At 63.4% G+C, this 24,503-nt stretch carries 20 protein-coding genes; 6 read left to right on the top strand and 14 right to left on the bottom strand.

The genetic code is table 11. The features are described from left to right. Positions 1 to 46: 46 nt before the first annotated feature. The 14 genes from P24_RS08080 to slyA all read right to left on the bottom strand — a co-directional run bounded on the left by P24_RS08080 (position 47) and on the right by slyA (position 18,519). A complete protein-coding gene (locus tag P24_RS08080; protein WP_008944216.1) occupies positions 47 to 1,327 on the bottom strand; it encodes an ABC transporter substrate-binding protein in 1,281 nt (426 codons plus the stop codon). Positions 1,328 to 1,590: 263 nt separating this feature from the next. Beyond that, entirely contained in the window at positions 1,591 to 3,234 is a 1,644-nt protein-coding gene (locus tag P24_RS08075) for an acyl-CoA synthetase (RefSeq protein WP_202802366.1), read from the bottom strand. Between the two features lie 411 nt (positions 3,235 to 3,645). Further along, on the bottom strand, positions 3,646 to 4,584 hold the full coding sequence (locus P24_RS08070) for a branched-chain amino acid ABC transporter permease (protein ID WP_008944214.1): 939 nt from the start codon (positions 4,582 to 4,584) through the stop codon (positions 3,646 to 3,648). 13 nt (positions 4,585 to 4,597) lie between these two features. Beyond that, entirely contained in the window at positions 4,598 to 5,485 is an 888-nt protein-coding gene (locus P24_RS08065) for a branched-chain amino acid ABC transporter permease (RefSeq protein ID WP_008944213.1), read from the bottom strand. 31 nt (positions 5,486 to 5,516) lie between these two features. Beyond that, positions 5,517 to 6,728 carry an ABC transporter substrate-binding protein gene (locus P24_RS08060; protein WP_040706992.1) on the bottom strand — a complete coding sequence of 404 codons (1,212 nt, stop codon included), beginning with the start codon at positions 6,726 to 6,728 and terminating at the stop codon, positions 5,517 to 5,519. Between the two features lie 18 nt (positions 6,729 to 6,746). After that, a complete protein-coding gene (locus P24_RS08055) occupies positions 6,747 to 7,451 on the bottom strand; it encodes an ABC transporter ATP-binding protein (RefSeq protein WP_008944211.1) in 705 nt (234 codons plus the stop codon). After that, on the bottom strand, positions 7,444 to 8,202 hold the full coding sequence (locus P24_RS08050) for an ABC transporter ATP-binding protein (RefSeq protein WP_008944210.1): 759 nt from the start codon (positions 8,200 to 8,202) through the stop codon (positions 7,444 to 7,446). Before P24_RS08050 ends, P24_RS08055 begins: the two co-directional genes overlap by 8 nt. A 776-nt stretch (positions 8,203 to 8,978) precedes the next feature. Next, complete coding sequence (locus P24_RS08045; protein WP_237740181.1) at positions 8,979 to 9,947, bottom strand: lipid A deacylase LpxR family protein; 969 nt, start codon at positions 9,945 to 9,947, stop codon at positions 8,979 to 8,981. A 68-nt stretch (positions 9,948 to 10,015) separates the two neighbouring features. Further along, the gene (locus tag P24_RS08040) at positions 10,016 to 11,137 is read right to left on the bottom strand and encodes an ABC transporter permease (protein WP_008944208.1); all 1,122 of its coding nucleotides are present in this window, start codon (positions 11,135 to 11,137) and stop codon (positions 10,016 to 10,018) included. A 3-nt stretch (positions 11,138 to 11,140) separates the two neighbouring features. Then, the gene (rbbA, locus tag P24_RS08035) at positions 11,141 to 13,933 is read right to left on the bottom strand and encodes a ribosome-associated ATPase/putative transporter RbbA (protein WP_008944207.1); all 2,793 of its coding nucleotides are present in this window, start codon (positions 13,931 to 13,933) and stop codon (positions 11,141 to 11,143) included. Continuing rightward, positions 13,930 to 15,003, bottom strand: coding sequence for an HlyD family secretion protein (locus P24_RS08030; RefSeq protein WP_040706989.1), 1,074 nt, complete (start codon positions 15,001 to 15,003; stop codon positions 13,930 to 13,932). Before P24_RS08030 ends, rbbA begins: the two co-directional genes overlap by 4 nt. A gap of 217 nt (positions 15,004 to 15,220) precedes the next feature. Then, on the bottom strand, positions 15,221 to 16,852 hold the full coding sequence (locus P24_RS08025; protein ID WP_008944205.1) for a DHA2 family efflux MFS transporter permease subunit: 1,632 nt from the start codon (positions 16,850 to 16,852) through the stop codon (positions 15,221 to 15,223). Next, on the bottom strand, positions 16,845 to 18,035 hold the full coding sequence (locus tag P24_RS08020) for an HlyD family secretion protein (protein WP_008944204.1): 1,191 nt from the start codon (positions 18,033 to 18,035) through the stop codon (positions 16,845 to 16,847). The genes P24_RS08025 and P24_RS08020 overlap by 8 nt, the downstream gene beginning before the upstream one ends. Positions 18,036 to 18,045: 10 nt before the next feature. Next, complete coding sequence (slyA, locus tag P24_RS08015; protein WP_008944203.1) at positions 18,046 to 18,519, bottom strand: transcriptional regulator SlyA; 474 nt, start codon at positions 18,517 to 18,519, stop codon at positions 18,046 to 18,048. A gap of 148 nt (positions 18,520 to 18,667) precedes the next feature. Here slyA and P24_RS08010 point away from each other — a divergent pair, with 148 nt between their 5' ends. The 6 genes from P24_RS08010 to P24_RS07990 all read left to right on the top strand — a co-directional run bounded on the left by P24_RS08010 (position 18,668) and on the right by P24_RS07990 (position 24,383). Further along, entirely contained in the window at positions 18,668 to 19,114 is a 447-nt protein-coding gene (locus P24_RS08010; protein ID WP_008944202.1) for a universal stress protein, read from the top strand. A 129-nt stretch (positions 19,115 to 19,243) separates the two neighbouring features. Further along, positions 19,244 to 20,320 (top strand): calcium-binding protein, encoded by a 1,077-nt coding sequence (locus P24_RS08005; RefSeq protein WP_008944201.1) that lies wholly within the window; start codon positions 19,244 to 19,246, stop codon positions 20,318 to 20,320. A 744-nt stretch (positions 20,321 to 21,064) separates the two neighbouring features. Continuing rightward, positions 21,065 to 23,416: a heavy metal translocating P-type ATPase gene (locus P24_RS08000; RefSeq protein ID WP_008944199.1), complete on the top strand. Its 2,352-nt coding sequence runs from the start codon at positions 21,065 to 21,067 to the stop codon at positions 23,414 to 23,416. An 8-nt stretch (positions 23,417 to 23,424) separates the two neighbouring features. After that, complete coding sequence (locus P24_RS20620; protein WP_083859618.1) at positions 23,425 to 23,664, top strand: GDCCVxC domain-containing (seleno)protein; 240 nt, start codon at positions 23,425 to 23,427, stop codon at positions 23,662 to 23,664. Positions 23,665 to 23,700: 36 nt separating this feature from the next. Next, complete coding sequence (locus P24_RS07995; RefSeq protein WP_008944198.1) at positions 23,701 to 24,099, top strand: hypothetical protein; 399 nt, start codon at positions 23,701 to 23,703, stop codon at positions 24,097 to 24,099. After that, positions 24,099 to 24,383 (top strand): DUF2933 domain-containing protein, encoded by a 285-nt coding sequence (locus P24_RS07990; RefSeq protein WP_237740178.1) that lies wholly within the window; start codon positions 24,099 to 24,101, stop codon positions 24,381 to 24,383. The genes P24_RS07995 and P24_RS07990 overlap by 1 nt, the downstream gene beginning before the upstream one ends. Positions 24,384 to 24,503 lie beyond the last annotated feature (120 nt).

The following is a 24,503-nucleotide window of genomic DNA, read 5'->3' as shown; positions in this document are numbered from 1 at the left end:
AGGAGCGGCATCCGGGGAATATCTTCCCCGGATGCCGCAAGGTGCGTCAGGCGTACCCTTTCCGCTTTTTCCACTCGCCTTCGAGCTGGATGATTTCCGACCACGCAGGCGCGGTGAAGTTCTCGACATATGGGAACTTGCTGCTCGTCACACCCCAGGCGGCCGGATAGCCGATGATGGTGTGATCGTCCGCCCGCATGGTGATCTTGTCTTCCACTGCGAAGGGCGAATCCAGCTCCATGCCTTTCACCTCGGCCGCCAGCGCCGCACCGTCAGTCTTGCCGTTGGTCCGTTTCAGGGCTTCGAAGATGAAATGACAGGCCAGGCGGTTCTGCCAGGACCAGTTGGTCGGCTCCTGTTTGGCGATGCCGTTATAGCCCTCGGCAAAGGCCTGATTGCCCGGCTTGTCCGGGTAAAACCGGTTGTAGCGATAGACCGTGTTCAGCCCGGCTGGCAGGTTCTTGATCGCGGTCAGCACGGGCGGATCACCGAGCCCGCCAGAGAAGAAGGTGATGTTGTTGAACAGGCTGTAGAGGTTCGACTGCTCGATGAAGGCAACGAGATCCCCCCCCCAAAGCGCTGAATACATCGCCTGCGGCTTCACCTGCAGGATCTTGGTGATGTTCTCGGTGTAGTCCGGCTGGAACAGCTTCGGCCAGACCTGGTCGACAACCTCCACATTGGGATCGAAGACCTTCAGGTATTCCAGGAATTCCGCCGTGTTATCGCGGCCATAGGCGTAATCCGGCGAACAGGTCATCCACTTCTTCAGGCCCTTGGCCTTGGAGATGACGGAGGCATACTTACCGCCGGCCACCGCGTCATGGATACCCTGGCGGGCGCTGCGGAAAGCGGTCTTCACATGCAGCTTCGGATCGGCCGTGAGGGTCGATGATTCCGAGCATGTGTGAAGGCAGAGCACCGGAATGTCGCGAATCACCTCCTGCACCGCGAAGGAGCCGGACGACGCCTCGCCGTCGATGATGATCTCGCAGCCGTCATTGTTGATCAGGTCGCGCGTGACCTTGGCGGCCTCGTCCGGGCGACCCTTGGAATCGCGGTCGATCAGTTCGACCGTGCGCCCGTTCACGCCGCCGGCGGCGTTGAATTCCTGCACCGCCAGCTGCACGGCAGCGCGGCTGGAGGTGCCGAGGATGGCAACACGACCGGACAGGATGGTCGGCATGCCGATACGGATCACCTTCGCCTGGGCGCCGGCGATATGGGGAAAGCCGGTGATGGTGGTGGCAAAGGCGCCGGCCGCAGCGGCGGAGCCGGCACCTTTCAGAATCGTGCGACGCGACACGCCGCTCTTTTTACTGGCCATTGATTTCCTCCCTCAGGCCGTTCGGGCGAAAGGAGGTTCGCACGCCGGCCCCTCTTGTTTGGGTAGCCCGCCGCTACGCCTGACGGGCAACAGGAGTTTGGGGTTGGGAAAGCAACGTTGTCAATAAAAAATGAACGACGAGTCATAAATCATTTTTTTGTGCAATGCACCTTCGCGAATGCGAAACTCACCAACCACTAGGATTTCCTGATTTACGGTCTCAGCAAGAATCCGGCAGCGAGTACAGTCGAACTCACCGAGTTTCAGGCATCTTCTTTCTTCGCCAAGAAGCTCTGCGCCGCGAATTCCCGGTCGCGCAGTTCACGCCGCTTGATCTTGCCCGACGCGGTCTTCGGCAGATCGGCCGTGAACTCGATGCGGCGCGGATATTTATAGGGGCCGGTCAGCGCCTTGCAGTGATCCTGCAACTGCTTCACGAGGGCATCCTCGCCGACATGCCCGGCCTTCAGCACGATGAACGCCTTCACCACCTCGCCGCGCTCCTCGTGCGGGCTGGCAACGACGGCGCATTCGGCCACGGCCTCGTGCTCCATCAGCACATTCTCCACCTCCATCGGCCCGATGCGGTAGCCGGCGGAGTTGATGACATCATCCGAGCGTCCCTCGTAGAACAGATAGCCATCCTCGTCCATGCGGGCGAGATCGCCGGTCAGGAACCAGTCCGCGCCGCCGATCTTCATGTAATTGGCCGCCGTGCGCTCAGGCTCCTTCCAGTAACCCAGCATGATCTGCGGGTTATCGGCGCGGATCGCCAGCCGGCCGGGCGTACCAGCGGGGGCGAACCTTCCCTCCATGTCGATTACTGCCGCCTCGGTGCCCGGCAGCGGCTTGCCCATGGAGCCGGGCTTCACCGGCAAGGGCGGATAATTCAGCACCGTCATCAACGTCTCGGTCTGGCCATAGCCATCCAGCAAATCGACGCCGGTTAGGCGCTTCCAGCCGCGCACGATCTCCGGGTTCACGCTCTCGCCGGCCGAGACGGTCATGCGTAGGGCGGAGAGGTCGTAGCCGGCGACATCCTCCTGCACCAGCCGGCGCAGCTCGGTCGCCGCCGCACAGAATACCGTCACACGGTAGCGCGCCAGCGTTTCCAGCCGCAGCTTCGGATCGTAGCGGCCATTGTAGAACACCACGGTCGAGCCGCAGCTCCAGGGGCCGAAGATGATCGAGGTGCCGGCCTTGCTCCAGCCGGTATCCGCCGTACACCACATTACGTCTTCGGGCGTCAGCGTCAGCCAGTACCAGGCCGAGACGCGCCAGGCGAAGATCCCCCGGCTGGCGTGCAGAACGCCCTTCGGATGGCCGGTGGAGCCCGACGTATAATACATGATCGCCGGCTCGTCGGCAGCCAGGCGGGCCGGCTGGAACCGGTCGGACGCATCGGCCAGCGCCACGTCGAAATCCTCCCAATGCCCTTCAGCCCCCCCGACCGAAAGGCTGGCCAGCAAGTGGTCTCCGGAGGCGAACTTGCCGATGTTGGACAGGGTGGTAATGGCTCCTGTGGCCTCAGAATTGGCAAGGCGATAGGCGATATCGCGCTCGGTCAGCATATCGATGCAGGGGATCGGGATCGCGCCCAGCTTCAGGCAGCCGACCATCGCCATCTGCCATTCCGGGATGCGCGGCAGCATGACGATCACCCGGTCGCCGCGCTTCACCCCGCGCGCCGACAGCGCATTGGCGACACGGTTCGACAGCTCGGCTATATCGGCATAGGTCAGCCGGCGCTCATTGCCCTGGTCGTCGCACCAGATCAGCGCCGGATGGTCGGGCCGCTCGCGCGCCCAGGCGTCGATCACATCGCCGCCGAAATTGAAACTCTCGGGCACGTCCCAGCGGAAGGCATCGCGGGCCGCCTCGTAGCTCTCCATTGGTATTCGCTGCATTGTGACATCCTCCTGAATGGCCGCTTTTACGGCTTTTATATCTTCTAACACAGCACGGCTCTTCGCTTTGTCACCTATAATCTTGTGTGAAGCTTATGTACCTCGATGATGTATTATGAATTCCGGTGATCTGATGGAGCAGCTGCAACCTTCACCCGGCATAGCATTAACGAGCCTATCTCGGTGTCCATCAAAACGGCAGCAGGCCAGTGGGTGCAGGAGACCTGTAGCCTATTGATGTTCCTGGCCCTAGTTCTGGCACTGAGCAGCGGCTGGCTGAAGGGACAGCATGTGCGCATAGAAATGGCATCCGGCGTACCGCTCACCGCCATCGGCTGAGGATGCGGCGATCCCTGCCACGGCGGCGCTATCGGCGGCGGGGAGTCTGTCCCCGCCGCGTCACTCTCCAGATCAGCCGGTCCGGGCCTGCTTCTCGCGCAGCTTGCGGACCAGCGCCAGGAATTCGCCGACGATACCCCGGCGGAACAGCAGTACGCAGACCACGAAGATGCCGCCCTGGATGATCGTCACCCAGGACCCCATCTGCGCCAGATAATTCTGGATGCTGACAACCAGAAACGCGCCAACCACCGGGCCGAACACAGTGCCCATGCCGCCCAGCAGGGTCATCAGCACCACCTCGCCCGACATGTGCCAATGCACATCGGTCAGCGAGGCCAGCTGGAACACCAGCGTCTTGGTCGATCCCGCCATGCCCGACAGCGCCGCCGACAGCACGAAGGCCACCAGCTTGTAGTGATCGGTGCGGTAGCCGAGCGAGATGGCGCGCGGCTCGTTCTCGCGAATTGCCTTCAGCACCTGGCCGAAGGGCGAATGGATGGTGCGGTAGATCACCAGCCAGCCGAACACGAAGATCGCCAGGACGAAGTGATACAGCGCGATCTCGCTGGTCAGGTCTATGAAGCCCAGCAGATACCCGCGCGGGATGGCCTGGATGCCGTCCTCGCCACCGGTGAACGGTGCCTGCAGGGCGTAGAAAAAGATCATCTGCGACAGCGCCAGGGTGATCATCGCGAAATAGATGCCCTGCCGGCGGATCGCCAGCCAGCCGAAGACCAGCCCGACCAGTGCCGCCGCCGCAGTGCCGGCCAGGATGCCCAGCTCCGGCGGCAGCCCCAGCACCTTCATCGAATGGCCGGTGATATAGGCCGCCGTCCCCAGAAAGGCGGCATGCCCGAAGGACAGCAGCCCGACATAGCCCAGCAGCAGGTTGAAGGCGCAGGCGAACAGCGCGAAGCACAGCGCCTTCATCAGGAAGATCGGGTAGAAGAAGTAGGGGGCCGCCAGGGCGGCAGCCACCAGCACGACGAGACCGAGTATGCGGATCATGCGGCTGCTCCCCTTACCGTGCGCGGCCGAACAGGCCGGCCGGCTTCAATACCAGCACGATCGCCATGATGATGAAGATCACTGTGTTCGAGGCCTCGGGATAGAACACCTTGGTCAGCCCCTCGACCATGCCGAGGCCGAAGCCTGTCAGGATCGCCCCCATGATCGACCCCATGCCGCCGATCACCACCACGGCGAAGACGACGATGATCAGGTTGGAGCCCATCAGCGGATTGACCGAATAGATCGGCGCCGCCAGCACCCCGGCAAAACCGGCCAGCGCCACGCCGAAGCCATAGGTCAGCGTGATCATGCGCGGCACATTGATGCCGAAGGCCTGCACCAGCGCCGGATTTTCCGTGGCGGCCCGCAGGTAGGAACCGAGCTTCGTACGCTCGATCAGGAACCAGGTGGCAAAGCAGATCAGCAGCGAGGCGACCACCACCCAGCTACGGTAATTGGGCAGGAACATGAAGCCCAGATTCTGCCCGCCCTTCAGCGCATCCGGGATCGGATAAGGCAGGCCGGAGACGCCATACATCTGCCGGAACAGGCCTTCGATCATCAATGCCAGACCGAAGGTCAGCAGCAACCCGTAGAGGTGATCCAGCTTGTACAGCCGGCTGAGCATGGTCTTTTCAAGCAGGATGCCGAAAAGACCGACGAGGACAGGGGCGAGGAACAGCGACGGCCAGTAGCCGATGCCGAGCATGTTGAGCAGCAGCCAGGCCACGAAGGCCCCCATCATGTACAACGCCCCATGGGCGAAGTTGATGATGTTCAGCAGCCCGAAAATAAGGGCCAGGCCAAGGCTCAGCGTGGCGTAGAACGCGCCATTGATGAGCCCCAGCAGCAGCTGGCCGAACAACACTTGCGGCGGTATGCCGAGCAGTTCGAACATCCCAATCCCCGTCGGTCCGTTCAGGTGACGCTCAGCCCTTGGCGAGCGAGCAGGCGGGGCTCATCGGGCCATAGGCCTCCTCGCCCGAGATGGTGCGCAGGACCTTGTAGTAATCCCACGGACCCTTGGATTCGGACGGCTTCTTCACCTCGACCAGATACATGTCGTGCACCATGCGGCCATCGGCGCGCAGGCTGGCATTGCGGGCGAAGAAATCCTTCACCGGCAATTCCTTCATCTTGTCGACGACCTTCTTGCCGTCATCGGTGCCGGCTTCCTTGATCGCCTTCAAATAATGCGCGACGGCGGAATAGACGCCGGCCTGGGCCATGGTGGGCATGGCGCCATTATGCCTGGCGGCGAATTTCTTCGACCAGGCGCGAGCCTCGTCATCCATGTCCCAGTAGAAACCGGTGGTCAGTTGCAGGCCCTGCGCGGTGTCCAGGCCGAGGCTGTGGATGTCGGACAGGAAGACCAGCAGCCCGGCCAGCTTCTGCCCGGCCTGGGTGATGCCGAATTCGCCGGCCTGCTTGATCGAGTTGATGGTATCGGCGCCCGCATTGGCCAGGCCGATGACTTGCGCGCCCGAGGCCTGGGCCTGCAGCAGGAAGGAGGAGAAGTCCTGGTTCGGGAAGGGATGGCGCACAACGCCCTTCACCTCGCCGCCGGCCTCCTTCACCACCTTGGAGACGTCTCGCTCCAGCGCATGGCCGAAGGCGTAGTCGGCGGTCAGGAAGAACCAGTTCTTGCCGCCCTGGGCCACGATGGCCTTGCCAGTGCCATTGGCCAGCGCCGTGGTGGAGTAGGTCCAGTGTACGCCGGTCGGCGAGCAGGCCTTGCCGGTCAGGTCGGAGGTGGCGGCGGTGGAATTCAGATGCACCTTGCCCTTGCGGTTTGTGATTTCCTGCACGGCGAGCGCCACCGAGGAGGTCGGCACATCAACCACGACATCGACCTGTTCGGCATCGATCCAGCGATTGACGATGCTGGAGCCGACATCCGGCTTATTCTGGTGGTCGGCGAAGACCACCTCGATCTTCTTGCCAAGCACGGTGCCGCCGAAATCCTCGACCGCCATCTGAGCGGCCAGGGTGGAGCCGGGGCCAGCCAGGTCGGCATAGGTGCCGGACTGATCGTTCAGCACGCCGATCTTCACCACATCGTCGGAAACCTGCGCCAGGGCCGAACCGGCCGAAAGCGCCAGAGCCGCAACGCCCGCAAGCAACGCTGTACTATGTTTCATCGTAACCTCCCTTGGTTATCAGACACCCAGATAGGTGTGCAGTTTGTCGAGTTGTGTCTCGACTTCGGCATTGGGGATCATGTCGATCACCCTGCCATGTTCGACGATGTAGTGCCGGTCGGACACTGTGGCCGCGAAATGGAAATTCTGTTCGACCAGCAGGATCGTCAGCCCCTTTTCCTTCAGCTTGCGGATGACCGCGCCGATCTGCTGCACGATGACGGGGGCCAGGCCCTCGGTCGGTTCGTCGAGCAGCAGGAGATTGGCGCCGGTGCGCAGGATGCGGCCAATCGCCAGCATCTGCTGCTCGCCGCCGGAAAGCTTGGTGCCCTGGCTTTTCAGCCGAGTCTTCAGATTGGGGAACAGGTCGAAGATTTCCTCAAGCGGCATGCCGCCGGGCTTTACCACCGGCGGCAGCAGCAAATTCTCTTCGACATTCAGGCTGGCGAAGATGCCGCGCTCTTCGGGGCACAGGGCAACGCCCAGCCGGGCGATCTTGTTCGATGGCAGGCCGATGGTCTCCGTGCCCTCGAAGGCGATGGAGCCGCTGCGCTGGCCGACCATGCCCATGATCGCCCGCAGGGTCGTGGTCTTGCCCGCGCCATTGCGCCCCAGAAGGGTGACGACCTCGCCCTGCCCGACCTCCAGGTTCATGCCATGCAGGATATGCGATTCGCCATAGAAGGCCTGCAGATCCGAGACTTTCAGCAGCACCTCAGCCATTGCCGGTCCCCAGATAGGCGCTGATCACCTCGGGCATTTTCGACACCTCATCATACGATCCCTCGGCCAGAATTTCGCCGCGCTGCAGCACCGTGATGATATTCGACAGATTGGAGACGACGCTGAGATTGTGTTCGACCATCAGCACCGTGCGGTTCTGTGCCACCTTGCCGATCAACTCGGTGATGCGCACGATATCCTCATGCGTCATGCCGGCCGTCGGCTCGTCGAGCAGCAGCATCTCCGGGTCAAGCGCCAGGGTGGTGGCGATCTCCAGCGCCCGCTTGCGGCCATAGGGCAGGTCGCCGGCCATGTGGCTGCGGAATTCGGTCAAACCGACCGCGTCCAGCAGTACCTCCGCCCGGTCATTCAGCGCCGCCAGGCTGGCGTCGGATTTCCAGAAATGGAACGAGGTGCCCAATTCGCGCTGCAGGGCGATGCGCACATTCTCCAGCAGCGACAGATGCGGGAAGACAGCGGAAATCTGGAAGGACCGCACCATGCCCTTGCGCGCGATATCGGCCGGGCTGGTCCGGGTGATGTCCTCGCCCTTGTAGAGAATGCGCCCCGATGTCGGCGTCAGGAATTTCGTCAGCAGGTTGAACACGGTGGTCTTGCCGGCGCCATTCGGGCCGATCAGGGCATGAACATCGCCCTTCCGGACGCGCAGGTTCACGCCACGCACCGCGAAGAAACCTTTGAATTCCTTACTGAGGTCGTCCGTCTCCAGGACGAATTCGCCTGACGCCATTCCCGTTTCGCTCCCTGCGCGCCCGGACATTCCTTGCCACGCGATGGCGGTGCACCCCCGAAATCGGCGGCACTGAGAATGACCCGGACCTTGCTTCCCTGACCTTCTCGTGCTGCTCCGACCGGCAAATTTGTCTGCCCGTCGAAATGCCCCGGTTTCCGGAATCTGACCACACGACTTATTAGGTCTTTTTTATTTATCCATCGACACTATCCAACATAGCCCACTCGCACAAGACACAAGGCGCACATAAGATTCGCCTAATGAAAATCGGGAGCATCCCTGCCAGCCGACTGACCGGCAGGGATGCTCTGTACTACGCTGTCCTGGTATCGCCGCGGATGCTCGCCAGGAACTGGGCGACCTAGGCACGCAACGCATCTGCCTCGCGCGACAGGTCGCTGGAGGAAGAAAGCAGCTGGCTCGACGCCGCCCCGGTATCCGAGGCGGCCTGGCGCGGTTCAGTCACTATGTCCTCACCTCACCGGACCAGGCCAAACAAGCGATGACCGCCATGGAAATGACAGAGATACTGGCTGATGCGATGAACGAATTCTACGCCGCTCCCCTGCCGGACATCTGGAAGGTGTACTCGATACGGTCGAGCAGATCACCGGTCGCCCCGTCCGCACGTTTCAGGAGTTTGCACGCGACCACGCAAAGGTGTTCCGCAGCACTTGATGTTGCGACTCCGGCTGAACCGCATCGCCGAGGAATATGAAATACGCTTCTGTGACTTCCGGGAAAACTCACCGACGTGCGCCGAAGATCAGACATCAAAACCGCAGCGAGAGGCTGAAGACCCCGAAATCGTCGCCCTCGTCCTGACCCTCGAACTCCCGCGTGCGCAGCACGTGGGTGTAGCTCAGGCGCACGTTCCGCCAGGTCACGGCGATTCCGAACTGGAGGTCGCCGACCAGCGACTCCTTGTCGACGCTGCGGCTGTCGCGAAAGGTGTTGCCGTCGAGGAAGATGTTGCGCGCGACCGCCCTCCCCTCCATGCCGGCGAACAGGTACCAGCCGAAGCCCTCCTGCGGCACGAAGAAGCCCGAGCCCGGCAGGCTCGGCTGGATGCGCGGCGGGCCGTAGTCGAGCGGCAGGCGTTGACCCAAGCGCAGCATCAGGCCGGCGTTGGCGTAGGTGAAGACGTTGCCGAGCGCGCCGCCGGCATGCGGCGTTGCATCGAAGCCGAAGCCAGAGACCGATTCCGAGACGAAGCCGCGCCAGCTGCGCTGGTAGGTCAGGACAACCCCCGGCTCGTTCTTAAGCTGGGTATCCCAGCCGCGCGCCTCCTGAGAACCTGTAATTTCGTGAACAATCTTCTGGGTCTGTTCGGCGAGCGAGGCCGGTCCGACGACTCCGAGCGTGAGCTCCAGCTGGTCGAGCCGACGGCCGGTCTCGGCGATCAGCCCGACCGATCCGTACAGCCAGCCGGCATAGGGGCGGTCGTCGCGCGGCGGATTCCGCAGCGCGATGTCGTCCGGCGTGTACATGTTTTGTCCAATGGCATAGCTCGTCCGCACGGTGCCGCCCTCCGGAAACAGGGGAAACCAGCGGGCCGCGCCAAGCGCCCAGTCAGGCGTCCCGTCCGGGCCGGACAGCCAGGAGGCGCGCACACCGTTCGTGTAGTTGCGGTCCGTGCCGTAGAAGAGATCGTTCTCGAAGACCAGGCTCAGGGTGCCGGTTTCCGTCTCGTCGGCCGCAACAGCCGAAAGAGAACCTACAGGACCTGCGGCAACCACCACCAAGATGGTGAACCATCTTCTCAATGGCGAGGGTGTCCTGATCTTTTGTCCCTGTCTCATTTGCATACTCAAGCCATGGTGCTGATGGTGCGACGGAACCGGGCGAGCGCGAAGCCGAACAAGGCCGCCCCGATCGCGGCGATGGCGAGGAACTGCGGCCAGACGGCGGTGAAGCCCGCGCCGCGGTACAGGATCGCCTGGGCCAGCATCACGAAATGCGTGTTGGGCGCGGCGAGCATGATGTACTGCACCGCCTCCGGCATGCTCTCGCGTGGCGTCGAGCCGCCGGAGAGCATCTGCAAGGGCAGCAGCACCAGCATGAGCAGCAGGGCGAACTGCGGCATGGAGCGGGCGACGGTGCCGAGGAAGATGCCCATCGAGGTAGTCGCGAACAGATGCAGCGCCGCCCCGGCCAGGAACAGCGCGAGCGAGCCTTGGATCGGCACCGACAGCCAGCTCTGCACGACGGCGGTGAGCGCGAAGGCGGTGGCGGCAAGGACGACCAGCCCCATCGCCCATACCTTGCTGCTCATGATCTCGAAAGGCGTGACCGGCATGACCAGCAGATGCTCGACGGTGCCGTGCTCGCGCTCGCGGATCAGCGCCGCGCCGGTGAGGACGATGGAAAGCATGGTCACGTTGTTGATGACCTGCATGATGGCGCCGAACCACGACTTGTTGAGCTGGGGATTGAAGCGCACCCGGAGCGCCAGATCGACGGGCAACTCCGGAACTTCGCGATAACGCTGCGCGAAGGCGCGCACCTCGTCGCTTACGATGGTCTGGATATAGCCGCTGCCGGTGAACGCCTGGCTCATGCGCGTGGCATCGACGTTGAGCTGGACCGTTGGCCGCCGCCCCGCCAGCAGATCGCGCTGGAAGTTGGGCGGGATGTCGAGGGCGAAGGTGTCGAGGCCGGCATCCATGCGGGCGTCCATCTCGGCCTGGTCGATCACCTTGGGGAGCACGAAATAGGGCGGGTAAAAGGCGCTGACGATGCGCCATGACAGCGGCGAGCGATCCTCATTCACAACCGCGATCGGCGCCTTGTTGAGGGTCTCCGGCATGGCTGTGGCCGCCGTGTAGACCGAAACGGTGAAGGCGTAGACGATCAGCACAAGCATGATCGGGTCGCGGACGAGGCTGCGCAACTCCTTGACACCGAGATGGAAAATATTGGCAAGGCGCATGGACTACCGCTCCTGCTTCTTGAGCAGCGCGGCGGACAGCCCGATCAGGATCGGCACGGCCAGCGCCAGTGGGAGAAAGGCGGCATGCAGGTCGGAGAAGTTGAGGGCCTTCGAGAAGGTGCCGCGCGCAATCGTCAGGAAATGCGTGGTCGGGTAGATCTCGCCGATCAGCCGACCAACGCCCTGGAGCGAGGAGACCGGGTCGATCATGCCGGAGAAGTTCGCGGCCGGCAGGATGGTGAGCACCGCCGTGCCGAAGATCGCCGCGATCTGGCTGCGCATGAAGGTGGAAATCAGCAGACCCACGGCCGTCGCGGCGCCGACATAGAGCAGCGCGCCCGCCGCCAACGTCAGGAAGCTGCCCTTCAGCGGCACGCCGAAGACGGTCACCGCGAGCAGCGTGAGCAGCAGGAAGCTCAGGAAGGACAGGCCCACGTAAGGGAGCTGCTTGCCGAGTAGGAATTCGAGCCGCGTGGTTGGCGTGACGTAGAAGTTGGTGATCGAGCCGAGCTCCTTCTCGCGCACCACGCTGAGCGCCGCGAGCATGGCCGGGATCAGCATGAGCAGCAGCGGGATCACCGCCGGCACCATCGCCACCAGGCTCTTGACGTCCGGGTTGTAGCGGAACCGGGTCTCGATATTGACGAGCCCCGCCAAAGCCTCGCCGTAGCCGGCCTCGCGCGCCTTGGTCGCCAGCCAGTGGGCATGAATCCCCTGCGCATAGCCGCGGACAGTCTCCCCCCGTGTCGGCATGGCGCCGTCGATCCAGGCGCCGATCTCGACGCGCCGGCCCCGGGCCATGTCGCGCGCGAAGCCCGGCGGAATCTCGATCGCCAGACTGATGTCGCCTTCGCGCATTCGCCGGTCGAGATCGGCGTAACCGGTAATCGGCGCCCGCTCGACGAAATACCGGGAGCCGGCGAGGTTGAGCGTATAGTCGCGGCTGACGGTGGTCTGGTCGCGATCCAGCACCGCGAAGGTGAGATCCTCGACATCGAGGTTGATGCCATAGCCCATCACGAACATCAGGATGACGCTGCCGAGCAGCGCCAGCGTCAGCCGGATGGGATCGCGGCGCAGCTCCAACCCTTCGCGCCGGGCATAGCTGATCATGCGTCGGGGGTCGAACTGGCGCCGCCAGCCCTGTGGTTCGACATGGCCTGCCGACGCCTCGACCGAATCGAGCGAAGCTGTTGCGTTCGGCCGGCGTGCCTCGTCCGCGCCCTCCGCTGCGGCATCCTCCAGATAGGCGACGAAAGCGTCTTCCAGGCTGTCCACGCCGCGTTTGCCTACCAGGGCGGCAGGCGTGTCAGTGACCAGAACCCGGCCCGCATGCATCAGAGAGATGCGGTCGCAGCGCTCAGCCTCGTTCATGAAGTGGGTGGAGATGAAGATGGTCACGCCGTCGCGGCGCGACAGCTCGACCAGCATGCGCCAGAAGGCGTCGCGCGCCACCGGGTCGACACCCGAGGTGGGCTCGTCGAGGATGAGCATCTCGGGCTTGTGGATCATGGCGACCGCCAGCGATAGGCGTTGCCGGTGGCCGAGGGGCAGCCGACCCGGCAAGCTGTCAATCACCGCGGCCAGATCGAAGCGTTCAACCATTTCGTCCACCCGCCCTGAAATCTCGGCAGCGGGCACGTGGAACAGCCGGGCATGCAGATCCAGGTTCTGCCGCACCGTGAGCTCGGTGTAGAGCGAGAAGAATTGCGACATGTAGCCGACGCGGCGGCGGGTCGCGAGGTCGTGCGGGTCCACCTCGTGTCCGAACAGCCAGGCCCGGCCTTCGCTCGGCGGCAGGAGGCCTGTCAGCATCTTCATCGTCGTGGTCTTGCCGCAGCCGTTGGAACCGAGAAAACCGAAGATCTCACCCCGTGGGACACGCAGGTTCACATGATCGACCGCGGTGAACTCGCCGAAGCGCATGGTCAGATCCCGGGCCTCGATCGCGGTATCGCCATCGTCTTCCGGCCGCGGCGGAATCTCGACCGCCCGATAATCCCGGCGCTTGTCTTCCGGCAGCAGCCGGATGAAGGCTGCCTCCAGCGAATCCGCCCCCGTGCTCTGCAGCAGGCCTTGGGGCGTGTCGCTGGCCAGCACCCGCCCACCGTCCATTGCCGCCAGCCAGTCGAAGCGCGCCGCCTCCTCCATATAGGCCGTGGCCACCAGCACGCTCATGCCGGGCCGGGAACGACGGATGCCGGCGATCAACTCCCAGAACTGGCGTCGTGAGAGGGGATCGACGCCGGTGGTCGGCTCGTCGAGGATGAGCAGGTCCGGGTCGTGGATCAGCGCGCAGCAGAGGCCGAGCTTCTGCTTCATCCCGCCGGATAGCTTGCCCGCCGCCCGATCGAGAAACGGCTTGAGCCCGGTGGCCTCGGTCAGCGCCTCGATGCGGCGCGCCCGTTCGCCGCCATCATGCCCGAACAGACGCCCGAAGAAGTCGAGATTCTCGAACACCGAGAGCGTCGGATAGAGGTTGCGCCCCAGGCCCTGCGGCATGTAGGCGATACGCGGGCCGACTCTGCGGCGATGGCGCGAATCGGCCATATCGCCGCCGAGCACCTCGACCTGCCCCGTCTGGACCGCGCGGGCGCCCGAGATCAGTGCCAGCAGGCTCGACTTGCCAACCCCGTCCGGGCCGATCAGCCCGGCCATGCAGCCCGCCGGGATGTCGATGGTGACCTCGTCGAGCGCACGCACCTTGCCGTAGCGCAGGGACACATCCCGCAGGCGGGCAATCGGCGCGGCGCGCCCCCTGCCATCCTCGATCTGTTGATTTACATCCCGGCTCATTGCGGCAGCCTGGCCTGCAGTTCAGGCGGCCAATCCACCCGCGGGTTGAGCCGCACATAGGCCATGCCCGGCAGGCCGGTCTTGACCTGGAGGAGGTGCTCTCTGAGCAGGTCCGGGGCGATCCGCGCCTTGATGCGGAACATCAGCTTCTGGCGTTCTTCTTCCGTTTCCACCGTCTTGGGCGTGAACTGTGCGACGTCCGCGACGAAGGAGATTGCGGCCGGGACCACGTATTGTGGGGCGGCGTCGAGCACGAGCCGTGCCTCGGCTCCCAGCGCGGCCCGCCCGGCCTGTTCCGTCGGCAGGAAGAAGGTCATGTAGACATCGGTGAGATCGACCATGTTCAGCACCACGCCGCCGGGAGAGAGCACCTCGCCGGGCTGGGCGACGCGGTACTGGACGCGGCCGTCACGCGGCGACTTCAGCACGCTGTCGTCGATATCGGCCTGGATGCGCTGGATGGTGGCCCGCGCCGCTTCCACCGAGGCCTCCGCGGCAATGACATCCGACTTGGCTTCCCCTATGGCGGCTTGCGCGGCCGCCGCCTGCGCCTCAGTGGCGCCAACCGCAGCCTTCGCCGCCTGAAAGGCGGCGCGGTCGTCGTCCAGCTTCGAGACGGGGACGGCGCCTTTCGGGGAGAGTTCCTCCGAGCGCGCGACCCGCCTTTGCGCGGCGTCGAATTCGGCCTTCCTCTGAGCTATGAGCGCCTCGGCGGCCTGCTTCTCGGCTTCACGCTGGGTCACCCGGCTTTGCGCGGTCTCGATGCCGATGAGCGCCCGCCGCAGATGCGCTTCGGCCTCCCGGAACTGCGCCTCCAGGACGGCCGTGTCCATTTTCGCCAAGACCTGGCCGGCGCGGACGAAGTCGCCCTCGTTGACCAGGATCTCCCGGATCCGGCCTGCGGTCTTGGCCGCGATATCTATCTCGACCGCCTCGATCCGGCCGTTTCCGCCGGCAAACCCGTCCGGCAAGTCCTGCGGTTGAAAATGCCACCAAGCAGCGACAGCAGCGCCACCGGCAAGCGCGATAAGGGCGATTCGCCAAAGCCAAGTTCTAATCGGTTTGCGCATCTCGTCATCCGGTCGTTGTTGACCCTGCCGCTGGGTTGCTGCCTTAGGGTAGGTACTCAATAAGGGAATTCTGGCGTCGGTGGATATGTGATTATTGGATGGCCCGCCCCTTTCTGGAGCAATCCCAACGGACCGCTCTGAACCACCCCATCAAACTAGATCTGACAAAACATTGCTAGATGTTGGGCTTGCCAACATCTACGCCAAATCTCGTGCGTCACCGACCCTGCTGGATCGCGTTCTGCGACGATGGCGGGTGACGCATGGCCTCACTTGCCTGCAGCGCCGGAGGCGTGGACCTCCGGCGCATCATCAATGTTGGGACAAGGGCGGCCAGGAAGATCACGCCGACAATAAAGAAGCTGTCGCGATATCCCAGCATGTTGCCCTGGCTGTAGATCATGCGGCCAAGATAGTTCATCGCTCCGGCCTGGCGAATCGCTTCCGGCACACCGGCCTGCGCTAGCAAGCCGGTCACATCGCGCAGCAAGCCGGTCGTCGTGCTGTTGCCCGCGTGCTGCGCCGTCGTGAAGCTGTCCACGTAAAGCTGCGAGCGCCGCTCCAGCGCGATGGAAAGCAGGTTGACGCCGAAGGCGCCGCCGAGTTGGCGCACGAAGTTGATCGCGCCGGAGCCCTGACCGAGTAGCGTCATTGGCAGCGCCTTGAGGGCGCCAGCGTTCAAGCTCGGCATGATGAAGCCAAGCCCGATCCGGCCCAGCATGATCCACCAGGCAAACAGCCAGAAGGAGGTATCGGTATCGACGCCGGTCATCAGGAACGACGACAATGCGAAGACCGCCAGGCCAAACATGACCATGACATACGCCGGCGTCTTATCGGTGAGACGCCCGGCTATCGGGAAGACGAGCGCCAGGATCAGCCCCGCCGGCATCAGCAGCAGGCCGGAGCGGGTCGGCGTATAGCCCTGGATCGTCTGCGCGAACAGCGGAATCAAGAAGGTCGAACCGTAGATTCCCGCCCCGAAGATGAAGGCCACGACAGACGCGCCCGCATACACCCGGTTCGTGAAGAGCTTGAGATTGAGCATGGGCGCGGGCGCGTGCAGTTCCCAGACGATGAAGCCGATGCCCGAGATAAAGGCGACGGCGAAGTCGCGCAGGATAGAATCGGAGAACCATCCATCACGTTGTCCATTCGACAGGCCGTTGAGCAAGGTTACGAGGAACACGGTCATTAGCCCGAAACCGATCCAGTCGAATTTGCGCGGCGATCCCGAAGTTGCCCGCCCCGGCATGAAGAGGGTGGCGAGGAACAGCCCGACAAGGCAGAACGGCACGGCCATGAAGAACACATAGCGCCAGCTGAAGCTATCCACCATGATTCCGCCCAGCGTGGGACCGAGCGCCGGGGCCAGCACCACGCCGATACCATAGATGCCCATGGCCGAGCCGCGTTTTTGCGGCGGGAAGACCTGGAAAATCACCTGCATGGCCAAGGGTTGCAGGATGCCAGCCGCGCCGCCTTGGAGCACGCGGGCCAGAATCAGCACACCTTCCGCAGGGGCCAGCCCGCCCATGACGGAGGCGACGATGAAGACCATCACCGCCAGCATGAAGGTCGCGCGCTGGCCGAGCGTCTCGACCATCCAGGCGTTGAGCAGCATGGTTCCGGTCATCGCGGCAAGGAAGCCTGTGGACAGGAGCTGCGCCTTGTCCTGGCCCATGCCGAAGGCGCCCATGATGTCGGGCAGGGCCACATTGACGATCGTCGCGGTCAGGATGGTGGCTATCGTGCCCATCATGACCGTCGCCGTGACCAGCCAGCGATACGCCGGGCCGAAACGGGCGAACAGCCCCTCGATACTGTCCGGGTGCGACGCGCTAGTCACCGACTCTGACCTCCAACTCCACCATCATGCCGGGCTTGAGGGCGCCGCCGTCCTGCTGGACGGCGATGCGAACCGGCAGGCGCTGGGTGATCTTTGTGAAATTACCGCTCGGGTTGGGGTTGGGCAGCAGCGCGAACTCGCTGGTTGCAGCCTGACCGACGCGCGTGACCTTCCCCTCGAAGCGCCGCCCCGGCAAAGCATCGACAGTGATCGTAACGGTCTTTCCGAGCCGGAAGAAGCGGATGCCGGTCTCTTTGATGTTGGCCTCGACGCGCACGCGCTCGGGATCATGGACCATCAGCAGGCGCTGGCCGGGCGTGACGTATTCGCCCTCGTCCACAAAGGTCTGGTCCACGACGCCATCGAACGGCATGACGATGGTGCGGTCTTCGAGATCGAGCGCTGCGCGCTCCCGTTGCACGCGCAGCCGCTGTTCTTCTGGGCCGAGTTCGGCCAACTGGCGTTGGAGTACTGTGAGTTCCTCGCGTGCCGCTTCGGCCTCGGCAACGGCAGCGCGAGTGTTCTCCAGGTCCGCTTGGGCGCTCAACACCTGTTGCTTTGCCGTCTCCAGCGCCGCGCGCGTCTGGTCCAGGCGCGCGCGGGTGATGGCGCCCCTCGGCGCCAGCTTCTCAGCCCGATCATTGTCCTGTCTGGCAAGATCGCGTTGTGCCGACACGGCAGCCAGCGCGGCTTCGGCCGCCCTTACTGCCGCCTTTTTGGCGGTAATACGACTTTGCGTCTGACGGTCGGTGAGTGCGATGCGCGCTTCGATTTCCTCTCGGCGGCGGCCGATTCCCGCAAGTTGCGCATCAAGTTCCTGAACGAGCAGGCGGCTTTCCCGGTTATCGATCCTGACCAGTATGTCACCTTTGCGAACGGAATCGCCCGCAATGACCTTTACGGCGGTGACCCAGCCGGGAACCCGGCTGCTCACGGCAACGATGTCGGCAGCAACACGGGCATCCGTCACAAAAATGTGGGTGAACTGCTGATATAGCCACCAGCCACCGCCCCCGAGAACGATCAGCGCCGCCAGGATCGCCCCATACAGTCGCCATGGACGGGTGCGGGCAGGAGGTGAAGCCGCCTCTGACGCTGCCTCCGTCTCCTTGTCGGGGGCTGTTTGCAGATCGGTTTCCGGATCGTGGCTCTGGTGTTCCAGGCGGCTCACATGCTGGTCCATGGCCTACCCCTCATCGGTCTTCGTCCGCGGGCCGCATCGCCCTTGGCGTGCCGCCCAGCTTGCCGGCGATCTGCTCCAAGACCTTCAGGCAAGTCGCCACCTCGTCACTGGAGATGTCGGAGAAGATTTCCGCACGCACCGCCGCCGCGGTTTCTTCGATCCGTTCCAGGACGGGGTCGGCCTCCGCGCGCAGGTGGACCGATTTGGTGCGGCGGTCGGAAGCTTCTATCCGGCGTTCGATCAGCTTCTCGGCTTCAAGCCGGTCCAGCGTGCGCACCAGGGTCGGCCCCCGCACCCCGACCGCCTCAGCCAGCTCCCGCTGGGTTGCCGCTTGGGGCAGGCGAGAGAGATGTAACAGGGTCAACCAGCGGGACTCGGTGAGGCCAAAGGTGGCCAACCGCCGGTCGATCTCGGCGCGCCACAGCCGGGCGACCAGCCCGAGGCGAAGGCCGAATTGTTCCTGATCGTTGAGAGGATTAATCATCTCATTGCCTGCATGGTTCCCTTTGGCTACACTAATAGGTGGCTACCTATTGAATGTCCAGAGGTAGAGATTAAAGTCCTCCCACCTGCTCTGTCCGCAGCCTGGCTCGAAAAAGGCATTCCACGGCGCTCATTGAAGGAGAACCACAATGTATCGGACGATCCTCCTGGCCTATGACGGCAGCCAGCACGGTCGTGAGGCGCTGGATCAGGGGGCCGAACTGACCTCGCTTTGCCAGGCTCGTGTCTATCTCCTCGCCGTCGTCGCACACGAGTTGGGTGTCGCGCTCGCTGAGGCGGCGGCCCCCTCAGACTTGCCAGAGCGTGAATATCAGGAAGTGCGCCGCGTGCTGACGGCGGGCGCGGAAGAGCTGCGGCGGGTAGGCCTCTCCGTCGAAACACGTCTCTGCACGGGCAACCCCGCCGAGGAGATCGGCCGAATGGCCCGCGAGATCGGCGCGGACCTGGTCGTCGTCGGGCACCGCGAACAGAGCGCGCTTGCCCGGTGGTGGGGCGGCTCCGTCGGCGCTTCGCTGCTCGCCCATGCCCCATGCAGCGTGCTGGTGGCCGTTTCGGGCAAGGCGCCCGCGCGATGATCGAAGCGATGTCAAATTCATTTCGCCTGATTGATTCAGTGCCTGCAACCAACTTCCGCATGCCTCGTTACTCATTGGGTGCACGCGTTAGGCGGCCCGCTAGGAATACAAGAATCAGGAGTTAGGAAGATGGCAATGATGAACCAGGCAAATGGCCAGGGTGAAGAGATCTTCGATGATGATGGCGACAATCTCATCGAAACCGGCGTCGGCTTCGACACGGTAATCGGCGCCGCAGGCAACGACACGATCTCCACTGGCATCGGGTTTGACCTCATCGATCTCCGCGCGGACAGTTCCGGTGCGAATGAGGTGCAGGGCGGCAAGCAGGGCGACACGATTTTTGGTGGAGGTGGCAGCGAGACCCTTGGCGGCGGCCAGGGCCATGATTCGATCGATGGCGGCGCTGGCGACGACATCATCATCGGCGGCAAGGGCAAGGATACCATGACCGGCGGTGATGGCGCCGATACCTTCGTTTTCTATGAGGAGAGCGGGGCCGACATCATCACCGATTTTGACGCTTCCGCGGATTTCATCAAGGTTGTCAGCGACTTTAACGGCACCGGGATTGCGGCTGGAGCCGACCTTCTTGCCTTGGTCACCTATGCCGATGGCAATGCCATCCTCAACCTTGGCGGAAGCAACCGCATCACCCTGGAGGGCGTGGCGGCTGATTCCCTGACGGCGGATAATTTCATCGTCTTCAGCAACGAGGACGGGGATGACTCCGGAGAAACACCCGAGCCTGAGGTTTCGGTCGGAACCGAAGGCGATGACCTTCTCGAAGGTGCCGAAGCTGCCGAGACCCTGTTCGGTGCGGCCGGCAATGACACACTCACCGGCGGCGATGGTGACGATACGGTGCGTGGTGGCAGCGGCGATGATTCCATCGAGGGCGGCATCGGCGATGACTCCCTCGTGGGCGGACGCGGCAACGATACGATGACCGGCGGCGACGGCGCTGACCGCTTCCTGCATCTGGAAGGGCAGGGCGAAGACGTCATTCTGGATTTCGAGATGTCTGACCGCCTGGTCCTTCAGGCGGAATATGGGGATATGCTTTATGATGCCGCATCCGTGCTGGATGCAGTGCTCTATACCGAGGAAGGCGCTGTCATCGATTTTTCCGACGGCGACTCTGTAACCCTGGTGGGGGTGGCAGAGGGCAGCCTGACGACCGACAATTTCGAGATCATCGGGTAAAGTACAGTCCGACTAGGCCGATGGCCGTCCGCCCTGCGCGGACGGCCATTTCTGTGTCTGCAACCCCGCTGTAAGCAGCCGTGACGGATGTCATCTGCTGAAGGATGTCCGGAGCTGACCCGCTTCGTTTATGAATATTGGCTGGGAAAGGCCGGGCAGCGGCGGCTGGCCTACAGAGAGGAGATTGAACCGGTAGACCTGATTCGTGCGCTTCCCGGGGTCACGTCCGTCAAGGTGTTGTAATTTTACGGATGGCCTGAGGTCATGATCAGGCGGCTTTGGTGGTTATGCTGAGAATAGGGTCAATCTCCTCTTTGTTGATGTCTGCGAAGGCCTCAACCATCATGTAGCGGCTGGAGATCAACCACTCGTCATTTCTGCGCGAACAGACGGTCGGGACTGTCAGGAATTTCGTATGTGGGCGGGCATAATGGGCAAGAAGGAGTCCCACTATGTCCCGACGCGAGACTCCACCTCGACCATACACCTCGATGGCCACCCGGATTACATCGGCAGCGCCGATGAAATTACACCACTTCCGCGGACGCTAACTTTCCATTTCCAGCGCACTATCCGTGAGGTGCAACCCTGACTTTCATGAATTGCCGATAGATAGGCTTGACCTTCCCGGCACTGGAAGCCCTATCTTGACAGTAGCGCGTGCGATGCTCGGTGAACTGCGGCCATTCGCAGCCCGGAAACTCTGCGGCGTGGCAATATGCCATTCCCCCAAGAGGAATCGACATGGACCATCACGGCCATCAGGATCACGGCGACCATGCGCATGCTAAAGACAATGGCGCCCTGACCGCGACCGATCCCGTCTGCGGCATGCGTGTCGATCCGCATGTGACGAAGCACCGTGCCGCGCATACGGGGAACACCTTCTATTTCTGTTCGGCGCGATGCCAGGAAAAATTCGTCGCAGCGCCGGAGAGCTTTCTTGGCGATAAGCCTGCTGAAAAAGAGACGGATGCCGGCGCGATCTATACTTGCCCGATGCACCCTGAAATCCGCCAGACCGGCCCCGGCAGCTGTCCGATCTGCGGCATGGCGCTGGAGCCGGCGGAGGTATCACTTGACGAAGGCCCGAACCCGGAACTCGCCGACATGTCGCGGCGATTCTGGATCGGCCTCGCGCTGGCCGCACCCGTCTTCCTGCTGGAGATGGGCGGCCATCTGACGGGATTGTCGCATCTGATTCCGGCGCAGATATCGAACTGGGTCCAGCTCGTCCTGGCCACACCAGTGGTGCTCTGGGCGGGCTGGCCGTTCTTCGTCAGGGGCTGGCAGTCGGTGGTGAACCGGTCGCTCAACATGTTCACCCTGATCGCCATGGGAACCGGCGTGGCCTGGATCTACAGCATCGTCGCCACTCTGGCGCCAGGCATCTTCCCCGAGGCGTTTCGCAATGCAGAGGGGGCGGTGGCCGTCTATTTCGAGGCGGCGGCGGTCATCACCGTTCTGGTGCTGTTGGGGCAGGTGCTGGAACTGCGGGCGCGGGAGACGACGTCCGGGGCGATCAAGGCGCTGCTCGGCATGTCGCCGACGACGGCGCGCCGGCTGTCGGATGATGGTACGGAAGCGGAAGTCGATCTGGATCGGGTCGCGGCTGGCGACCGGCTCAGGGTCCGCCCGGGAGACCGGGTGCCAGTCGATGGGATGGTCACCGAAGGCGGCTCCAGCGTCGATGAATCGATGGTAACCGGCGAATCCATGCCGGTCCCCAAGCAGCCGGATGACAAGGTCATTGGCGGGACGATCAACGGCCAGGGCAGCTTCATCATGCGGGCGGAGAAGGTCGGCCGTGATACGATGCTGGCGCAGATCGTGCGGATGGTGTCCGAGGCGCAGCGCTCGCGCGCGCCGATCCAGCGGCTGGCGGATGTGGTCTCCTCCTGGTTTGTGCCAGTGGTCATCCTGATTGCGCTGCTGGCTTTCGCGGCCTGGTCTCTCTGGGGACCGGTGCCGGCGATTGGGTATGCGCTGATCGCGGCGGTGAGCGTGCTGATCATTGCCTGTCCCTGCGCGCTCGGGCTGGCAACGCCGATGTCGATCATGGTCGGCGTCGGCCGGGGTGCCCAGGAGGGCGTCCTGATCAAGAATGCCGAGGCGCTGGAACGCATGGAGAAGGTCGCTACCGTGATCGTGGACAAGACCGGCACCCTTACAGAGGGCCGGCCCAAGGTCACCGCGATCAGGACCCTCGGCGGGTTCGGGGAAGATGATCTGCTCCGCCTGCTCGCCAGCCTCGAACAGAGCAGCGAACACCCTCTCGCCGCCGCCATCGTGGCCGCCGCCAGGGAGCGTTCGCTCGACCTGCTGCAGACCAGCGACTTCGATTCGCCGACCGGCAAGGGCGTGCTGGGTATGGTCGATGGGCGAAAGCTCGTGGTGGGCAATGCCCGGTTCCTCGGCGAGCACGATATCGAAACCGGTCCGCTGGAAGAAATCGCCGATACGCTGCGCCAGGACGGCGCGACGGCGATTCTGGCGGCAGTTGACGGTGAGCCTGCCGGAGTCGTCGCGATCGCCGACCCGGTAAAGGAGTCGACGCCGGCGGCCATAAAAGCGCTGCACGCCGATGGCATCGCCGTTGTCATGCTGACAGGCGACAACAAGACCACGGCACAGGCGGTTGCCAGGAAGCTCGGCATCGACAGGGTGGAGGCCGAGGTGCTACCCGAACAGAAGGCGGCAATCGTCAAGCAGCTGCGCGACGAGGGACGGGTGGTTGCGATGGCCGGCGACGGCGTGAACGATGCGCCGGCGCTGGCCGCAGCGGATGTCGGCATCGCCATGGGCACCGGCACCGATGTCGCCATCGAGAGCGCTGGCGTGACCCTGCTGCGCGGCGATCTGATGGGCATTGTCAGGGCACGGCGCCTGTCCGAGGCGACGATGCGGAACATCCGGCAAAACCTGTTCTTTGCCTTCATCTACAATGCGGCCGGCGTGCCGGTCGCCGCGGGCATCCTCTATCCGTTCCTGGGCATCCTGCTGTCACCGATCGTCGCTGCCGCCGCCATGGCGCTGTCCTCGGTCAGCGTCATCGGTAATGCCTTGCGGTTGCGCGCCGTCAGGCTGCGGGATTGAAGGCAGGCATGATGACGGTGCTGCAATCGACGATCACCTGTCCGACATGTGGGCATGTCTCGGTGGAGACGATGCTGGAGAATGCTTGCCAGTATTTCTACGAGTGCGGGGGCTGCAAAAGCCTGCTTCGGCCCCTGCCTAGTGATTGTTGCGTATTCTGCTCCTATGGCGACACGCCTTGCCCGCCGATCCAGAAATCGCGGGCGAAGGGGCATGCAGGCGGGTGTTGTGCCCAGGATGGCGGTTGATCTGCATCAATGTGCTGGCGCTGGATTGCAAGCAAGATGCCGGTGCTGGAAAAGGATAGGCGTGACGGTATGAAATGCGGACTGGCAGATATCGTGCGGATGGCGGCCCTGTGCTGCCTGCTGCTGGTGTTTGCCCCGCACGCGTTCGCTGCAGATGCTGGCCCAGGCGATGGCATGCGACAGGCCACGCACTCTTATGGGGCGGAGGATGCGGCTTCCGTGCTGAGCGTCGCCCGTCCCTGTGACAGGGCTGCGACCTCAGATCTTCTCGACTGCGGATGCACTCAACTCTGCCTTGTTTTTGGCGTGCTGCCGGCGGCGATGGGCATCGATGACGCCGGAAAGGCGGGCGTTCTTTCCGCCAGGCCCTATCGGATCGTGCGTGCGGGGCTCTCTCCCGCCAAGCACCCTCCCAGGCGGCCCGCTCTGGTCTGATGGCGCCTCGCTTTTGTCGCGAGGCCAAGGACGCCGCCTTCAAGCGACGGCGTTTCCCGCATCGACAAGCGAGCAAGCATATGAAGACCAAACAATCGGGCTTTCTCAATACGCCGGCAGGCTATGCGGTCTGCCTCATGTTGGCGGCGCTGGCGATCTTTCTGTGGGTCGAATACCGGCTCCAGGTCGCCGACGCGCTGCCTCTCTTCCTGCCTCTGCTGATCTGCATCGGCCTGCATGTTTTCATGCATCGGGGCCATGGCGGTCATGGCGATGGCAAATGAACGAACCTTGGACAAGGAACAAAATCATGAAGAATTTGATCCGACCCATCCTCATTGGCGCGACCTCGATGGCGCTTGTGTTGGCAATACATGGCACTGACGTAACCCCGGCCGCCTTCG

The organism is Oceanibaculum indicum P24 (assembly GCF_000299935.1).
Taxonomy (GTDB): domain Bacteria; phylum Pseudomonadota; class Alphaproteobacteria; order Oceanibaculales; family Oceanibaculaceae; genus Oceanibaculum; species Oceanibaculum indicum.
This window is presented reverse-complemented; position numbering and strand designations above follow the sequence as displayed.

Bases quoted from the DNA above. Each gene is read 5' to 3' on its own strand.
- slyA (WP_008944203.1), bottom strand. From the start codon at position 18,519: ATGATTAATCCTCTCAACGATCAGGAACAATTCGGCCTTCGCCTCGGG.
- P24_RS08005 (WP_008944201.1), top strand. From the start codon at position 19,244: ATGGCAATGATGAACCAGGCAAATGGCCAGGGTGAAGAGATCTTCGAT.
- P24_RS20620 (WP_083859618.1), top strand. From the start codon at position 23,425: ATGATGACGGTGCTGCAATCGACGATCACCTGTCCGACATGTGGGCAT.
- P24_RS08070 (WP_008944214.1), bottom strand. From the start codon at position 4,584: ATGATCCGCATACTCGGTCTCGTCGTGCTGGTGGCTGCCGCCCTGGCG.
- P24_RS08030 (WP_040706989.1), bottom strand. From the start codon at position 15,003: ATGCGCAAACCGATTAGAACTTGGCTTTGGCGAATCGCCCTTATCGCG.
- P24_RS08000 (WP_008944199.1), top strand. From the start codon at position 21,065: ATGGACCATCACGGCCATCAGGATCACGGCGACCATGCGCATGCTAAA.
- P24_RS08060 (WP_040706992.1), bottom strand. From the start codon at position 6,728: ATGAAACATAGTACAGCGTTGCTTGCGGGCGTTGCGGCTCTGGCGCTT.
- P24_RS08040 (WP_008944208.1), bottom strand. From the start codon at position 11,137: ATGCGCCTTGCCAATATTTTCCATCTCGGTGTCAAGGAGTTGCGCAGC.
- rbbA (WP_008944207.1), bottom strand. From the start codon at position 13,933: ATGAGCCGGGATGTAAATCAACAGATCGAGGATGGCAGGGGGCGCGCC.
- P24_RS07990 (WP_237740178.1), top strand. From the start codon at position 24,099: ATGGCGCCTCGCTTTTGTCGCGAGGCCAAGGACGCCGCCTTCAAGCGA.
- P24_RS08065 (WP_008944213.1), bottom strand. From the start codon at position 5,485: ATGTTCGAACTGCTCGGCATACCGCCGCAAGTGTTGTTCGGCCAGCTG.
- P24_RS08080 (WP_008944216.1), bottom strand. From the start codon at position 1,327: ATGGCCAGTAAAAAGAGCGGCGTGTCGCGTCGCACGATTCTGAAAGGT.
- P24_RS08075 (WP_202802366.1), bottom strand. From the start codon at position 3,234: ATGCAGCGAATACCAATGGAGAGCTACGAGGCGGCCCGCGATGCCTTC.
- P24_RS08010 (WP_008944202.1), top strand. From the start codon at position 18,668: ATGTATCGGACGATCCTCCTGGCCTATGACGGCAGCCAGCACGGTCGT.
- P24_RS07995 (WP_008944198.1), top strand. From the start codon at position 23,701: ATGCCGGTGCTGGAAAAGGATAGGCGTGACGGTATGAAATGCGGACTG.
- P24_RS08020 (WP_008944204.1), bottom strand. From the start codon at position 18,035: ATGGACCAGCATGTGAGCCGCCTGGAACACCAGAGCCACGATCCGGAA.
- P24_RS08055 (WP_008944211.1), bottom strand. From the start codon at position 7,451: ATGGCTGAGGTGCTGCTGAAAGTCTCGGATCTGCAGGCCTTCTATGGC.
- P24_RS08050 (WP_008944210.1), bottom strand. From the start codon at position 8,202: ATGGCGTCAGGCGAATTCGTCCTGGAGACGGACGACCTCAGTAAGGAA.